The 14452-nt window shown below is 72.7% G+C and carries 15 protein-coding genes; 11 read left to right on the top strand and 4 right to left on the bottom strand.

Going from position 1 to position 14452, the window contains the following annotated elements; all coding sequences use genetic code 11:
* Positions 1-2 precede the first annotated feature (2 nt).
* The 4 genes from OG303_RS32625 to OG303_RS32610 are packed head-to-tail and all read left to right on the top strand — an operon-like array spanning position 3 to position 3654.
* Positions 3-788 (top strand): thioesterase II family protein, encoded by a 786-nt coding sequence (locus tag OG303_RS32625; RefSeq protein WP_405872907.1) that lies wholly within the window; start codon positions 3-5, stop codon positions 786-788.
* Positions 789-848: 60 nt separating this feature from the next.
* Complete coding sequence (locus OG303_RS32620; RefSeq protein ID WP_405872906.1) at positions 849-2138, top strand: beta-ketoacyl-[acyl-carrier-protein] synthase family protein; 1290 nt, start codon at positions 849-851, stop codon at positions 2136-2138.
* On the top strand, positions 2135-3370 hold the full coding sequence (locus OG303_RS32615) for a ketosynthase chain-length factor (RefSeq protein WP_405872905.1): 1236 nt from the start codon (positions 2135-2137) through the stop codon (positions 3368-3370). Before OG303_RS32620 ends, OG303_RS32615 begins: the two co-directional genes overlap by 4 nt.
* A gap of 26 nt (positions 3371-3396) precedes the next feature.
* A complete protein-coding gene (locus tag OG303_RS32610; protein ID WP_405872904.1) occupies positions 3397-3654 on the top strand; it encodes an acyl carrier protein in 258 nt (85 codons plus the stop codon).
* A 331-nt stretch (positions 3655-3985) separates the two neighbouring features.
* On the opposite strand, the gene OG303_RS32605 is transcribed toward OG303_RS32610, so the two are convergent.
* On the bottom strand, positions 3986-4426 hold the full coding sequence (locus OG303_RS32605) for a nuclear transport factor 2 family protein (RefSeq protein ID WP_405872902.1): 441 nt from the start codon (positions 4424-4426) through the stop codon (positions 3986-3988).
* A 170-nt stretch (positions 4427-4596) separates the two neighbouring features.
* Between OG303_RS32605 and OG303_RS32600 the strand changes: the two genes are divergently transcribed.
* Genes OG303_RS32600 through OG303_RS32570 form a run of 7 tightly spaced genes read left to right on the top strand, consistent with a single transcriptional unit; the run spans position 4597 to position 11564 of the window.
* A complete protein-coding gene (locus OG303_RS32600; protein ID WP_405872901.1) occupies positions 4597-5388 on the top strand; it encodes an SDR family NAD(P)-dependent oxidoreductase in 792 nt (263 codons plus the stop codon).
* Between the two features lie 48 nt (positions 5389-5436).
* Positions 5437-6384, top strand: a complete 948-nt coding sequence (locus OG303_RS32595; RefSeq protein ID WP_405872899.1) for an aromatase/cyclase — start codon at positions 5437-5439, stop codon at positions 6382-6384.
* A complete protein-coding gene (locus OG303_RS32590) occupies positions 6377-7870 on the top strand; it encodes a class I adenylate-forming enzyme family protein (protein ID WP_405872897.1) in 1494 nt (497 codons plus the stop codon). Before OG303_RS32595 ends, OG303_RS32590 begins: the two co-directional genes overlap by 8 nt.
* 14 nt (positions 7871-7884) lie before the next feature.
* Positions 7885-8448, top strand: a complete 564-nt coding sequence (locus OG303_RS32585) for an antibiotic biosynthesis monooxygenase family protein (RefSeq protein ID WP_405872896.1) — start codon at positions 7885-7887, stop codon at positions 8446-8448.
* Positions 8449-8461: 13 nt separating this feature from the next.
* Positions 8462-9484 carry an aldo/keto reductase gene (locus tag OG303_RS32580; RefSeq protein WP_405872895.1) on the top strand — a complete coding sequence of 341 codons (1023 nt, stop codon included), beginning with the start codon at positions 8462-8464 and terminating at the stop codon, positions 9482-9484.
* A gap of 11 nt (positions 9485-9495) precedes the next feature.
* A complete protein-coding gene (locus tag OG303_RS32575) occupies positions 9496-10332 on the top strand; it encodes an SRPBCC family protein (protein ID WP_405872893.1) in 837 nt (278 codons plus the stop codon).
* A complete protein-coding gene (locus OG303_RS32570; RefSeq protein ID WP_405872892.1) occupies positions 10329-11564 on the top strand; it encodes an FAD-dependent monooxygenase in 1236 nt (411 codons plus the stop codon). Before OG303_RS32575 ends, OG303_RS32570 begins: the two co-directional genes overlap by 4 nt.
* Positions 11565-11633: 69 nt before the next feature.
* Here the strand turns inward: OG303_RS32570 and OG303_RS32565 are convergent, their stop codons facing one another.
* The 3 genes from OG303_RS32565 to OG303_RS32555 all read right to left on the bottom strand — a co-directional run bounded on the left by OG303_RS32565 (position 11634) and on the right by OG303_RS32555 (position 14246).
* Positions 11634-12305 (bottom strand): antibiotic biosynthesis monooxygenase, encoded by a 672-nt coding sequence (locus tag OG303_RS32565; protein WP_405872891.1) that lies wholly within the window; start codon positions 12303-12305, stop codon positions 11634-11636.
* A gap of 77 nt (positions 12306-12382) precedes the next feature.
* The gene (locus OG303_RS32560; RefSeq protein ID WP_405872890.1) at positions 12383-13138 is read right to left on the bottom strand and encodes an NAD-dependent epimerase/dehydratase family protein; all 756 of its coding nucleotides are present in this window, start codon (positions 13136-13138) and stop codon (positions 12383-12385) included.
* Positions 13139-13172: 34 nt separating this feature from the next.
* Positions 13173-14246 carry a ketoacyl-ACP synthase III family protein gene (locus OG303_RS32555; RefSeq protein WP_405872889.1) on the bottom strand — a complete coding sequence of 358 codons (1074 nt, stop codon included), beginning with the start codon at positions 14244-14246 and terminating at the stop codon, positions 13173-13175.
* Between the last annotated feature and the right edge of the window lie 206 nt (positions 14247-14452).

The following is a 14452-nucleotide window of genomic DNA, read 5'->3' as shown; positions in this document are numbered from 1 at the left end:
AGATGGCGGCACCCTGGCTGTTCTGCTTCCACCACGCGGGCGCCGGCATCTCCTCCTTCGCCCGCTGGCAGCGGGACCTCGGCGACGCGGCCGAGGTGGTGCCGGTCCTGCTGCCGGGACGGGGGCCGCGGTCCCGGGAGGCGCGCATCACCGACGCCGCCGAACTCATGGGCGAGCTACGGGAGTTGATCCTGCCGCTGCTGGACCGCCCGTATCTGCTCTACGGGCACAGCCTGGGCGGGCTCGTCGCGCACGCGCTGACCCTCGCCCTGGAGGAGGACGGGCTGCATCCGCCGGCGCGGGTGGTGATCGGGGCCGTGCCGCCGCCGCATCTGCGCAATCTGCTGCTGCGCAGCATCGGCCTGTCGGACCATCAACTCCTCGAACTGCTCGTCGACTTGGACGCGGTGCCGGCGGAGGCCGCGGGGCGGGACGTGTCCCTGTGGCGGCGGCGGGTGGTGCCGGCGCTCCGCGACGACCTGCGGCTCGGCGAGTCGCTGTGCCGGACGGGCGCGGGGACCCGGCTGCGCACCCCGCTGATCGCGCTCGCCGGGCGGGACGACCCGATCTCCCCGCTGGCGGACATGGCCGAGTGGGCGGACTACACGGACGCCGAGTTCCGGCTGCAGACCCTGCCGGGCGGCCACTTCTTCGTACGGGAGCGGTCCGTGCCGCGGCTGCTGCGTGAGGTGGCCGAGGAGCTGCGGGAGCCGTTCCAAGACGAGTCGAGTGCGGATCAAGACACCCCGTCGAGACTCGTCGCAACAGCTGACCGATCAGAGAGGTGACGCAGCCGTGCTGCATTCTCCCGGGGCGATCCCCCGCGACCCGCGAACCGAGGAGGCCCGATGAGCCGACGCGTCGTCATTACCGGAATCGGTGTGGTCGCCCCCGGCGGCGTCGGCACCAAGGAGTACTGGTCCCTGCTGACCGAGGGCCGCACCGCGACCCGGGCGGTCACGCTCTTCGACGCCTCGGCGTTCCGGTCGCGGATCGCCGCCGAGGTCGACTTCGACCCGGTGGCCGAGGGGCTGACCGAGGAGCAGGGCGGGCGCCTGGACCGGGCCGCCCAGTTCGCGCTGGTCGCCGCCCGTGAGGCGGTCACGGACAGCGGCCTCGACCTGGAGTCCGCCGACCCGTTCCGCACCGGTGTCACCATCGGCAGCGCGGTCGGCGCCACCACCGGCCTGGACTACGAGTACGCGGCCGTCAGCGACAACGGCGCCGCCTGGCTGGTCGACCACGAGCGGGCCGTACCGCATCTGTACGACTACTTCGTGCCGAGTTCCTTCGCGGCCGAGGTGGCCTGGGAGTTCGGTGCGCAGGGCCCCACGGCCGTGGTGTCCACCGGCTGCACGTCCGGCCTTGACTCGGTCGGGCACGCCGTCGAGCTGATCCGGGAGGGCAGCGCCGACGTGATGGTCGCCGGGGCCACCGAGGCTCCCATCTCGCCGATCTCCGTGGCCTGTTTCGACGCCATCAAGGCGACCTCCAACCGCAACGACGAGCCGGAGACCGCCTCCCGCCCCTTCGACAAGTCCCGCAACGGCTTTGTCCTGGGCGAGGGTTCGGCCGTCTTCGTCCTGGAGGAGTACGAGCAGGCCGTCGCCCGCGGTGCGCACATCTACGCCGAGATCGCCGGGTTCGCCTCGCGCTCCAACGCGTACCACATGACCGGACTGAGGGCCGACGGCGCCGAGATGGCGGAGGCGATCACGGTCGCGCTCGCCGAGGCCGGCATTCCGGGCACCGACGTCGACTACATCAACGCGCACGGCTCGGGCACGCTGCAGAACGACCGGCACGAGACCGCCGCGTTCAAGCGCAGCCTCGGGGAGCACGCGTACGACACGCCCGTCTCCTCGATCAAGTCGATGATCGGGCACTCGCTGGGCGCCATCGGCTCGCTGGAGATCGCCGCGTCGGCGCTCGCCATCGAGCACGGCATGGTCCCGCCCACCGCCAATCTGCACGAGGCCGACCCCAAGTGCGACCTCGACTACACGCCGGTCACGGCGCGCGCGAAGGCGATCGACACGGTGCTCAGCGTGGGCAGCGGGTTCGGCGGCTTCCAGAGCGCGATCGTGCTCACCAGGCCCGGCCGACCGGGCCGCGCGCAGGAAGGTACGGCCGCATGACCACCGCACTGGCCACCCGCACCGCGACGGCCGTCTTCACCGGCATCGGCGTCGCCGCCCCCAACGGCCTCGGCACCGAGGCCTGGTGGCGGGCGACCCTGGCCGGCGAGAGCGGCATCGGCCCGGTCTCCCGCTTCGACGCCTCGGGCTACCCGGCCCGACTGGCGGGTGAGGTACCGGACTTCGATCCCGCCGCGCACGTCCCGAGCCGGCTGCTCCCGGCCACCGACCACATGACCCGTCTCGCGCTCACCGCGGCCAAGGAGGCCGTCGAGGACAGCGGCGTCGACACGGCCGAACTGCCGCCGTACTCCGCCGGGGTGGTCACCGCCGCCTCGGCGGGTGGGTTCGAGTACGGGCAGCGCGAGTTGCAGGAGCTGTGGAGCAAGGGCGGTCAGTACGTCAGCGCGTACCAGTCGTACGCCTGGTTCTACGCGGTCAACACCGGCCAGATCTCCATCCGGCACGGGCTGCGCGGACCCAGCGGTGTCCTGGTCACCGAGCAGGCCGGCGGGATCGACGCGGTCGCCCAGGCGCGCCGCCAGCTGCGCAAGGGCAGCAGGCTGATCGTCACGGGCGGGGTGGACGGCGCGATCTGCCCGTGGGGGTGGACCGCGCAGCTCGCCGGCGGCCGGATGAGCACGGTCGCGGACCCCGGGCGGGCGTATGTGCCCTTCGACGCCGAGGCGTCCGGGTACGTCGTCGGTGAGGGCGGCGCGATCCTCGTACTGGAGGACGCGGAGGCGGCTCGGGCGCGTGGGGCGCGGGTGTACGGGCGGCTCGCCGGGTACGCGGCGACCTTCGACCCGGGGCCGGGCAGGGGCGGTGCGCCGGGACTGCGCCGGGCCGCCGAACTCGCCCTGGACGAAGCCTCGTTGGCGCCCTCCGCCATCGACGTCGTGTTCGCCGACGCGGCCGGGGTGCCCGAGCTCGACCGGCAGGAGGCGGACGCCCTCACCGCGCTGTTCGGCGCGCGCGGGGTGCCGGTGACCGCCCCCAAGACCATGACGGGGCGGCTGCTGGGAGGCGGCGCCTCGCTCGACCTCGCCGCCGCGCTGCTGTCCGTACGGGACGCGGTGATCCCGCCGACCGTGAACGTCACGGCGCCGGTCGACACGTACGGCCTCGACCTGGTCACCGCGGCCCGGCGCGGCCCGGTCCGCACGGCGCTCGTGCTGGCGCGCGGCCGGGGCGGCTTCAACGCCGCGGCCGTGGTGACGGCCGACGACTGAATTCCCCTACCAGAGAGGTGACTTCGATGGAACTGAAAGAACTGACCACCCTGCTGCGCGAGTGCGCCGGCGTCGACGAGGGCGTCGACCTCGACGGTGACGTCCTCGACGTCCCCTTCGACGAGCTCGGCTACGACTCGCTGGCCGTCCTCCAGGTGACCGGCGTCATCGAGCGCGACCACCGCATCCAGCTCTCCGACGACACGGTGGCCGAGGCGACGACGCCGCGACTGCTGCTGGAGTTCATCAACGAGCAGCTGGTCACGGTGGCCAAGGCCGCATAGGCCTCCGACCCCGGCAACGGCTCCCCCGCACGCGGGCCGCCCCATCCCTTACGGGGTGCGGCGGCCCTCGGCGTACTCGGCCGCCGAGGCCCGGCGTCCGCCTCCGGCGACGGGCCGCGACAGGCCGTGGCTCCACCCGGCCGGCCTTCGGCATGCCCCTGCGGGATTCGGTGCCTTGCCCGCGTGCAAGAGCCGTCCCGGCACTAGGGCCCTCGCCGTTGCCCGGACGGAACTCCTCCCGCGCATACGACAGTGCCCGCACGCCGGGGGATTCGCGTGCGGGCACTGTCCGGGGGAGGGCCGACCGGTGTCGGCCCTGTTGGGGGGGTGGTCAGATCAGGTCGTCGCGGGTGATCCGGCGGTCCTGGATCTGCCAGGTGCCGTCGACGCGGACGATGCGGTCCTCGCACAGGGTGCTGGCCTTGATCTCGGGGCGGCCGCCGCGCGGGGTCTCGATGACCAGGGCGTAGCAGCGGGCCGTCACGGCCTGCTCGGTGGCGGACTCGACCGAGACCATGCCGAGCCAGTGCCGGCGCTGGACACCGGCCTGTGCGTAGGCCTCGGTGGCCTTGGCGGCGGCCTCGGTGATGGCGGCGCGGCCGACGGCCGGCACGGGCTGCGCGTTCGCCGCGAAGACGCCGTCCTCGGTGAAGGTCTCGGCCCACTCCTCGACCCGGCCGTCGTCGAGCAGGTGCATCTGCTGGGCGTAGAACTGCTGGATCTCCTGGTACAGCCCGGCCGTTGCGGACTGCGGCAGCTCGGTGACGGTCATGCGGGTCCTCTCCTGCGGTGGTCCTGCTGTTGCCCCCACGGTCGCCGTCACGGCTCGAAGTCCGGTCGGGGGTTTCTGGAGCGGCGGCCATCCAGCGGTGCTCGACACCGGTTCGAGTACGGCTCGGCATTTTGGGGCGCACCGACACCGAACACCCGAGGAGAAACCCCATGGCAGAGCAGTCCGCGGGCCGGAAAGCCGCACTGATCACCGGCGCCACCAGCGGCATCGGCCTGGCGTCCGCCCGCACCCTCGCCGAGGCCGGGTACGCCGTCTTCATCTGTGCCCGCACCGAGGAGCCCGTGCGGCTGACCGTGAAGCAGCTGCGCGAGGAGGGTCACGAGGCCGACGGCACCGTCGCCGACGTGCGCGACCCGGCGTCGGTCAGGGCGCTGGTGGGTGCCGCCGTGGCCGCCTACGGGCGGGTCGACGTGCTGGTCAACAACGCCGGCCGCAGCGGCGGCGGGGTCACCGCCGACATCGCGGACGAGCTGTGGGACGACGTCATCGCCACCAACCTCACCTCGGTGTTCCTCGCCACCCGCGAGGTCCTGAACCAGGGCGGCATGCGCGAGCGCGGCTGGGGCCGGATCGTCAACGTCGCCTCCACCGCGGGCAAGCAGGGCGTGGTGCTCGGCGCCCCCTACTCGGCCTCCAAGCACGGCGTCGTCGGCTTCACCAAGGCACTCGGCAACGAACTCGCCCCGACCGGCATCACCGTCAACGCCGTCTGCCCCGGCTACGTCGAGACGCCGATGGCCCAGCGCGTGCGGGCCGGGTACGCCGCCGCCTACGACACCTCCGAGGAGCAGATCCTCGAGAAGTTCCAGGCCAAGATCCCGCTCGGCCGCTACTCCACGCCCGAGGAGGTGGCCGGCCTGGTCGGCTACCTGGCCTCCGACACCGCCGCCTCGATCACCTCGCAGGCCCTGAACGTCTGCGGCGGCCTCGGCAACTTCTGAGAGCCGCCGACAGCGCCCCACTCCTCTTCGTGCAAAGGAAGTTCATCCGTGTCCGTGACCACACCGCACCGCACCCTGCACAGCATCGCCGTCGCCGCGCCCGCCGAGGTCGTGTACGGGATCGTCGCCGACGTCACCAAGTGGCCCCAGTACTTCGCCCCCAATGTGCACGTCGAGCACCTGGAGCGGGAGGAGGGCAGCGAGCGGATCCGCATCTGGGCGTTCGCGAACGGCGCGGTCAAGAACTGGATCTCGCGCCGCACCCTGGACCCGGCCGGGCTGCGCGTCGACTTCCGCCAGGAGGTCTCCGCGCCGCCGGTGGCCGCGATGGGCGGCACCTGGGTGGTCTCCCCCGTCGACGAGAACTCCTCGCTGCTGGAACTCCACCACGACTTCGCCGCCGTCGACGACGACCCGGCCGGCGTCGAGTGGATCACCGCGGCGGTGGACCGCAACAGCGCGGCCGAGCTGGGCAACATCAAGGAACTCGCCGAGCGGCACGGGGAGTTGGCGGATCTCGTCTTCAGCTTCGACGACACCGTGGAGATGGCCGCCGACGGCGCCGACGTCTTCGACTTCCTCAACCGCGCCGACCTGTGGCCCGAGCGGCTGCCGCACGTGGCCCGTCTGGACCTGACCGAGGACGAGCCGGGCGTGCAGGTCATGGCGATGGACACCAGCGCCCGCGACGGCTCCACGCACACCACCGAGTCCGTGCGGGTCGTGTTCGGCCCCGACCGCATCGTCTACAAGCAGACCACCGTGCCGGGCCTGATGACCGCCCACACCGGCTGCTGGACGATCCGGCCGGTCGAGGGCGGCGTCGCGGTCACCTCCCGGCACACCGTCACGCTGAAGCCGTCCGCCGTGGAGCCGATCCTGGGCGCCGGCAAGACGGTCGCCGACGCCCGGGAGTACGTCCACCGGGCGCTCAGCACCAACAGCACCAACACCCTGAAGCTGGCGAAGGCCCACGCGGAGGCGCTCCGTGACTGAGCTGCCGTACGAACTGCCGGACCGGATCGACCAGTTGCTCGCGCGGGCCGCGGCCGCCCACCCGCAGCGGCGGGCGATCGTCACCGACACCGGTGAGCTGGACTACGCCGGGCTGGACCGGCGGGTCGACTCCGTCGCGGCCGCGCTGCGGGGTCTGACCGGGGCGGGCGAGGTGGTGGCGGTGGCGTCCGTGCTGCACCCGGACTTCGCCGTCGCCTACTACGCCGCCGCGCGCGCCGGGCGGACCGTCGCCGTGGTCAACCCGCTGCTGCGCGAGGAGGATCTGCTGCACGTCCTCACGCTGAGCGGGGCCACGCTCGTCGTGGTGGACGAGGGGCTCCAGGCCCGGCTGGCGGGCGTGCGCGACCGGTTGCCCGCACTGCGCGAGGTGGTCCGGATCGGCGCGCTGCCCGAGGGCGCCGGCGCCCCGGCCGACCCCGGCACCGGGCCCGGCGACACCGCCGTACTGCAGTTCACCAGCGGTACGACCGGCCGGCCGAAGGCGGTGCGGCTCAGTCACCGCAACGTCGTCGTCAACGCCGCCCAGATCGCCGACGCGCACCGCGTCGACGGCGACACGGTCGCCCTCAACCACCTGCCGACGTACCACCCGATGCACCTCAACTCGGCGATGGCGGCGGGCGCCACGCAGGTGTTGTGCGCCGCGCCCGAGCCGTACGCGGCGCTGATGACCGCCAACCGGCACGGCGCGACGATCCTCTACAGCCTTCCGGTGCGGCTGGCCCGGCTCGCGGGCGATCCGGACCTGGACAGCATCTCCGTACGCACCCTGAAGCGGATCGCGTCCGGTGGCTCGGGGCTGCCGGTGGCGGCGGCGCGCAGGCTCTCGAAGCGGTTCTCCCTGCCCGTGTTCCAGGGGTACGGGCTCGCCGAGACCTCTCCGCTGACGCACAGCGACGACCCCGAGCGGCCGGTGCACGGCTCGGTCGGGCGGCCCGTCGCGGGGACCGAGTGCCGGGTCGTGGACATCGACAGCCGGGCCGTGCTGCCCGCCGGCGGGGTGGGCGAGGTGCAGCTGCGCGGCCCGCAGGTCATGCAGGGCTACCTCGGCGGGCCCGACGGAACGGGGCTCGAGCCGGACGGCTGGCTGAGCACCGGGGACGTGGGGCGTGTCGACGAGGACGGGCGGCTGTTCCTGGTGGACCGGCTCAAGGACGTCTTCAAGTGCGACAACTTCCTGGTCGCGCCGTCGGACGTGGAGCGGGTCCTGCTGCGGCAGCCGGGCGTCACGGATGCCGTCGTGGTCGAGCTGCCGGACGTCGCGCACGGCGCGGTCGCGGGAGCGCTGGTCGTCCTGGACGACCCGTCGGCGCTGCGGGACGTGATCGCCGCCGTCAACGACGAACTGCCGTACTACCAGCACATCCGGGACGCGATGACGCTCGAGGCCGTCCCGCGCTCCGGCAACGGAAAGATCCAACGGCGCCTGCTGGCCGAGCAGTTGAAGAGCCACCAGCCCGCCTGAACCCCGGAGGGGACATGAGCTTCACCGTCATCAACACCTTCACGCTCAAGAACCCGGCCGACGCCGAGGACTTCGAGGAGCGCTTCCTGACCCACGTGGAGTGGATGCGGAGCCGTCCCGGGTTCGTCGCCCACCAGGCGGTGCGCGCCACCGAACAGCCCGAGGTGTACGTCAACTTCGGTTGGTGGGAGCGGCCCGAGGACTTCCAGGCGGTGCTCGCGAGCGACACGTTCAAGGAGCACGCCGAGGAGTTCCACCGCATCGTCGACGTGGTCGCCGACCCGTCGATGGGCGTGCTGCGGCTGGACGGCGCACCCGCCGGCGAGGGCGACCACCTGGCCGTCGAGTACTTCGCCGACAACGACCCGGGCGCCTACCGCGGTTACGCCGAGGCCGACGGTTTCGTCTCCGCCGACGTCGCCAAGTCGCTGTTCGCCCGCCCCGGCGGCTTCACCGCCCTGACCCGCTGGCGGTCCGCCGACCAGGCTGCCGCGGCCCGCGCCGCCTTCGTGGAGCGCGCCGTGCCCGCCCGCCCGATCGCAGGCAACCGCGCCGAGCTCGCCCCGGCCGGGGCCTGAACAGGAGGACCGTATGCAGTACCGCCGACTCGGCGCGGACGGGCCGGTGGTCAGCCGGATCGCGTTCGGGAACTCGCTGACCGCGGGCAACCAGCTCGCCGATCCGAACGCCCTGGCCTGCGTGCGCGCCGCGCTGGACGCGGGCATCACCACCTTCGACACCGCCGACGCCTACGCGGACGGCCGGGCGGAGGAGCTGCTGGGCCGTGCGCTGCGCGGCGTGGACCGGGACTCCGTCGTCGTCTGCACCAAGGTGGGCCGGGGCGGCGGGCCCGGACCCGGCGCGCTCTCCCCCGGCCGGATCGCCGCCGGCCTGGACGCGTCGCTGCGGCGGCTCGGCACCGGGCACATCGACCTGTACCAGGCCCATCTCTACGACGACTCGACCCCGCTGGAGGACACCATGCGGGCCTTCGCCGACGCCGTGCGCGCGGGCAAGGTCCGCCACGTCGGCGTGTCCGAGTGGGCCGCCGACGAGATCGGGCGCGCGGCCGCACTCGCCCGCGAGCTGGGGGTGCCGCTGGTCGCCAACCAGCCGCAGTACTCGCTGCTGTGGCGGGTCGTCGAGGCCGAGGTGGTGCCCGCGTGCACCGCGCTCGGCATCGGGCAGATGGTGTGGTCGCCGCTGGCCGGTGGTGTCCTGACCGGCAAGTACCGGCCGGGGCAGCCGCCGCCGGCCGGTTCACGCGCGGTGGCCGCACGGGGCGGCGACGTCTCCATCCGGCGGTTCGACTTCATGTCGGACCAGGTGCTGACCGCGGTCTCCCGAGCCCGCGAACTCGCCGAGGCGGCCGGTCTCACGCTTCCCCAACTGGCCCTCGCCTGGGTGCTGCGCGGCGAGTCCGTCGCCACCGCCGTCATCGGGGCGTCCGCGCCCGAACAGATCGGCCGCAACCTCGCGGCCCTGGACACGGCCCTCGACCCGGAGCTGCTGCACCGCGTCGACGCGGCCCTCGCCCCGGTCGTGGTCCGCGACCCCGCGCTCACCCTCAGCCGGATGCTGCGCGCCAAATCCCTTACCAAGACCGTGAGTTGAGAGGTCCCGTCATGGCTGTAGAGACTGTGGTCGCCGGCCGCGAACGGCAGGTCCACCGCACCCGCGCCACCGTCGACATCGACGCACCGGCCGAGGCCGTCCACCGGGCGCTGACCGGTGTCGCGGGCTGGCCGGTGCTCTACCCCTGGATCGCGCACACCGAGGTGCTGGCCCGCGAGGGCGCGGACGACGAGGTGAAGTTCTGGGCGGTGCGCCCCGACGGCAGCGGCCTGCGGGTCTGGACGTCGAAGCGCACCCTGGACCCGGTGGCACTGCGCATGGAGTTCGAGCAGCGCGGTTCGGTCGGCCCGATCGAACAGCTCGGCGGGACCTGGGACTTCGTGCCCCGGCCCGACGGCGGCTGCCGGGTGGAGTCCGGGCACTGGTTCACCACCGACGCCGACCCGGACGAGACGGCCCGGGAGCTGGACCGGCACGGTGCACTGCAGATGCGTACGCTCAAGTCGCAGACGGAGAGCGCCACTTCGCTCACCACGGATGTGATCCGCGCCAAGTCGGAGGTGCTGGTGAGCGGCGGCTCGCTCGCCGGGCTGCGCGCCCGGCTGCTGGCCGCGCTGCCCGCCGGGGACGGCGACGCCTGGTTCGGTGAGACGTCCGAGGGGCCGACGGTGCAGATCGCACACGGCGACCACGTCCTCGTACAGAAACTGCTGTCCCCGCCCGGGCCCGCGGACCTGTACCGGCGGCGGTGGCGGCTGGGCGAGGAGGCCGGCGGGGTGCGGGTGACGGCCGATGTGCTGGCCGTGGCGACGCACGAGCACGAGCGGGTACGCCGGCTCGCCCAGGCCGGGGTTCGGGACGCGCTGGCCGTGGCGGGTGTGCGATGAGCGGGGCCGAGGACATCGAGGAGGTCGAGGCGGACGTCTGCATCGTCGGGGCCGGGCCCGCGGGGCTCACCCTGGCGCTGCTGCTGCTCAGGTCGGGGCTGTCGGTGAGCGTGGTGGAGCGTTCGCGCTCGCACCAGCGGGAGTTCCGCGGCGAGATCCTGCAGCCCGGCGCGATGAAGATCCTGGACGAGTTGGGCGTGCTGGAGAAGGCTCGGGCGCGCGGCTGCCACGAGCACTCCCGGTTCCAGCTGATGGAGCAGGACCGGCTGCTGCTCGACATCGACTACCGCTCGCTGCCCGCCCCGTACAACCACCTCCTGTCCATCCCCCAGTCCCACCTGCTGACCGAACTCCTGCTGCACTGCGCCCGGTTCACCGGTTTCCGCTACGTGGACGGCTGCCGGGTCGGCGGGCTGATCCGCGACGAGGAGGAGCGCGTGCGGGGGGTGAGCAGCGACGGGTACGCCTTCCACGCGAAGGTCGTGGTCGGCGCCGACGGGCGGTTCTCCAAGGTGCGGCGACTGGCCGGGATCGAGGCGGGCCGCAGCGAGGCGTTCGACCAGGACGTGCTGTGGTTCAAGCTGCGCGGCGAGCAGCGCCCGGGCGGCCACGACGTGCGGGTCTTCCGGGACGCGGGCAGCAGCCCGGTCCTAGTGTACGGGTCGTGGCCGGACAACGTGCAGGTGGGCTGGACGCTGCCGCACAAGGGGTACCAGGAGGTCGCCCGCGGCGGCCTCGGACACATCAAGGCACAGCTCGCCAAGGCCGTCCCGGCGTACGCCGCTCTCATCGACGAACAGATCACCTCGATGCGGGACCTCAGCCTGCTCGACGTGTTCTCCGGGCGGGCCGAACGCTGGGCGGTGGACGGCCTGGTGCTGATCGGGGACGCGGCGCACACCCACAGCCCGATCGGCGCGCAGGGCATCAACCTGGCCGTGCAGGACGCCGTGGTGCTGCACCCGGTCCTGGTCGAGGCGGTGCGCGGCGGGGACACCGGGGCCGGCGTCCTGTCCCGCTTCGAGGAGCTGCGGGCGCCCGACATCGCGGCGATGATGCGGCTGCAGGGCATCCAGAGCAAGGCGATGCTCTCGACGGGCGTGTTCGCCACCAAGGTGCGGCCCCGGCTCGCCGCGGTCGTCCAGCGCACCCCGCTCTACCGGAAGATCCTGCGCACCATCGCGTACGGCAACCCGTCGATCCGGGTCGCGGAGGAGCTGTTCGCCCTGTAGCCGGGGCAGTTGCAGCCGGGCACACGAAAGGGGGCCGGGTCCGTCGGGACCCGGCCCCCTTCGTGCGTCTCAGGCGGCCAGCGCCTCGGCGCGGGCCGTGTCGACGACCACGCTGTACAGGCCGCCCTGGACCTCCGCGTGCTCGGCCATGCGCCGGGCGTCGGCGGCCATCTCGGGGCTCTTCAGGACCGGCGCGTACGCCTGCGGCCCGCTCCACCAGCCGATGTTGACGTAGGAGCCGGACTCACGGTCGGAGTGGACCAGCTGGTGGGTCAGGAAGCCCTCGTTGCCCTTCACGAAGGAGACGTGGCCGAGGAAGGCCGACTCGAAGGCCTCCTGGTCGGCGCCCTCGCGCAGGGTGAACGTGGTCAGCGCGACCGCGGCGTCGGCCGCCGGCGCCCCGCCCTGGCCCACGCCGTCCGCGCCGCTCTCGCCGGCCGAGACCGGGCCGTGCACGCTCGTGATGCCGGCGAGGTAGACGAAACGGCTGCTGACGGCGGTGAAGAACTGCCAGTCGCCGACGACCGTGCGGTGCGTCTCGGCGTCCCGCCACCAGGTGAGGATGACGAAGGAGTCGGGCGCGGAGATGCCGCGCAGCAGGGCGGTGCGCAGCAGACCGTCACGCTGGGAGACGGCCTCCTTGTAGGTCTGGTAGGCCTTCTCGAACTCGGCGCCCTTCGCCTTGTGCTTGTCCTTGAGCACGAAGTGGGCGACGGCCACGACAGGTGCGTTGTCGGTCATGTGTCTGTGCCTTTCGGTGTGTGCATCGACAGCGGATCGAGCGAATCGATGGAGCTGAGAAGCTGGTTGACGGAGCGTCAGACGGGCTGCTGCACGTAGGCGTGCACGTACTTGTCGAGCACGGCCCGGTAGTAGTCGGGGCCGAAGCCGAGCCCGTACACGGTCGGTACGAGCCGGCAGAGCTTGGCGATGGAGACGGGCTGGGCGCCGGAGGCCTGGACGTAGGTCTTCTCGGCGTCGGTGCCGAGCAGGCCCTCCATGTGCGCGACGACGTCCTCGATGCGCGGAGCGTGGCCGGAGGCGACGTTGACGACGTCGCGGGTACGGCCGTCGACCAGCAGGGTGTGGACGATCTTGACGACGTCCTCGACGTCGATGAGGTCGCGCTGGGCGCCGCGGTGCACCTGGAGGTGACCGCTCGTCAACTGCCGTACGAGGGCGGGCAGCAGCTGGTGCGGCGGCTGGTGGAAGCCGACCACGTGGGACAGGCGCAGGATCAGGTACTCCACGTCGGAGGACTTGACGACCGCTTCGAGGGAGAGTTTGTGCCGGCCGTAGGGAGTGGCCGGATAGACCGGCCCGTCCTCGCGGCCGGGTGAGGCGTCGGGCACGGAGTACATTCCGGCGGACGCGGTGGAGAAGAACACCAGCCGCTTGCCGTGCCGTTCGCAGTACCGCAGCGTCTCGTAGAGCCGGGCCGACTCCCTCGTGTACTGCTCGGGCGGGATGTCACCGGCGGCCGAGACACCGGCGGCGAGCGCCACCACGTCGGGGTGGTGGTCGCTGATGCCCGCCAGGTGCCCGGCCAGGAATCCCCTGCCGACGATCTCCATGGGGTGTGCCAACTCCTTGGGGTGGATGGGTGGTTCACGGGCGCGACGGGGCGGCCCAGTCGGGGACGGCGAGGATCTCCAGGACGGCGGTGGTGATGGTGTAGCCCGCGCCGCCGCCGTAGAGCATCACGTGGTCGCCGGGGTTCAACGCGCCCGTGAGCAGCAGGTGTTCGAGGCCGGCGGCCCAGTCGCCGGCGCCGATGTGGCCGCTGCGGCGGGCGAACTCCCAGGTGGTGCGTTCCTCGTCGACGCCGAGCAGGTGGTGGATCTGGAAGGGCCCCTGGATCCGTCCGGTGGACGGGATGACGACGTACGCGAGGTCGTCGGTCTCGATCCCGGCGTCGTCCAGGACGGCCTGCTTGGCCTCCTGCATGACCTTGCCGAAGCGGATGTTGGTGAAGGTCTCGTCACTGACGGCGCGATGGGCGTCGCCGCGGGCGGTGAGGTCGATCTGCCGTTCGGCGGCGCGCGAGACGGGAGCGAACTCCTCGTCGCCGCGGGCCATCGGTTCGAGGGAGTTGTCGGCGACGGTCGCGGTGGCCACGAGGCGGGCGAAGCCGCCCTCGGTGGAGAGGACGGTGGCGGTGGCGCCGTCGGCGTAGGCGTTGCCGTGCCGCAGCTGCCAGCGGTTCGCGCCGGGGCCGCCGAAGCGGTCGGCGGTGGTGAGCATGACCGCGCTGCCGGTGCCGAGGCCTGCCGTGAGATGGGCGGCGGCCAGTTCGAGGCCGCTGATGCCGATGTTGCAGCGCTGCTGCACGTCGAGGCCCGGCACGGCGGTGCCCACGGTGCGCTTGGCCACGTAGGAGGCGGCCGGCCAGATGTCCAGGCCCTGGAACCAGGTGCTGCCGTGCAGCAGCAGGGAGTACGCGGACTTCTGCAGCCGGGAGCGCTCGTGTGCGGTGCGGCCGGCGGCGACGGCCATGTCCGGCGGGGCCGTCCAACTCCCGTCTGAGGCCCCGGTGTTGTCGCGGGCGATGCGGACGGACTCGTACCCGAAGTCGTCGATCCACTCCTGGCCGCACTCCCCGGCCGCGACGCACTCGGCGACCGGGACCGGGTCGGGCAGCCAGCTGCCGAGTCCGGCGACATAGACATCTCTCCAGCGCATCCAGCTACTCCTCCGGGTCGGCACTCGGACGTTTCGGCATGCGCCCAAGGTCGACGGCGTCTCTCGAACCGCACTGGAGTCCGGGAGGGGAACCGGCGGAGCAGGCGGCGGGGGGCGGGATCGAGCGGGCCTCGAGTGGTGCGCGAGTGGACCGCGAGCGCTGTCCGAGACGGTGTCTGCACGCTGTGGTGCACGACCGGAGAGCG

This window comes from Streptomyces sp. NBC_00005, from assembly GCF_045160215.1.
In the GTDB taxonomy this organism is placed as follows: Bacteria; Actinomycetota; Actinomycetes; order Streptomycetales; family Streptomycetaceae; genus Streptomyces.
This window is presented reverse-complemented; position numbering and strand designations above follow the sequence as displayed.

Coding starts and splice junctions, on each gene's coding strand:
- OG303_RS32625 (WP_405872907.1), top strand. CDS start 3: ATGGCGGCACCCTGGCTGTTCTGCTTCCACCACGCGGGCGCCGGCATC.
- OG303_RS32620 (WP_405872906.1), top strand. CDS start 849: ATGAGCCGACGCGTCGTCATTACCGGAATCGGTGTGGTCGCCCCCGGC.
- OG303_RS32615 (WP_405872905.1), top strand. CDS start 2,135: ATGACCACCGCACTGGCCACCCGCACCGCGACGGCCGTCTTCACCGGC.
- OG303_RS32610 (WP_405872904.1), top strand. CDS start 3,397: ATGGAACTGAAAGAACTGACCACCCTGCTGCGCGAGTGCGCCGGCGTC.
- OG303_RS32605 (WP_405872902.1), bottom strand. CDS start 4,426: ATGACCGTCACCGAGCTGCCGCAGTCCGCAACGGCCGGGCTGTACCAG.
- OG303_RS32600 (WP_405872901.1), top strand. CDS start 4,597: ATGGCAGAGCAGTCCGCGGGCCGGAAAGCCGCACTGATCACCGGCGCC.
- OG303_RS32585 (WP_405872896.1), top strand. CDS start 7,885: ATGAGCTTCACCGTCATCAACACCTTCACGCTCAAGAACCCGGCCGAC.
- OG303_RS32580 (WP_405872895.1), top strand. CDS start 8,462: ATGCAGTACCGCCGACTCGGCGCGGACGGGCCGGTGGTCAGCCGGATC.
- OG303_RS32575 (WP_405872893.1), top strand. CDS start 9,496: ATGGCTGTAGAGACTGTGGTCGCCGGCCGCGAACGGCAGGTCCACCGC.
- OG303_RS32570 (WP_405872892.1), top strand. CDS start 10,329: ATGAGCGGGGCCGAGGACATCGAGGAGGTCGAGGCGGACGTCTGCATC.
- OG303_RS32565 (WP_405872891.1), bottom strand. CDS start 12,305: ATGACCGACAACGCACCTGTCGTGGCCGTCGCCCACTTCGTGCTCAAG.
- OG303_RS32560 (WP_405872890.1), bottom strand. CDS start 13,138: ATGGAGATCGTCGGCAGGGGATTCCTGGCCGGGCACCTGGCGGGCATC.
- OG303_RS32555 (WP_405872889.1), bottom strand. CDS start 14,246: ATGCGCTGGAGAGATGTCTATGTCGCCGGACTCGGCAGCTGGCTGCCC.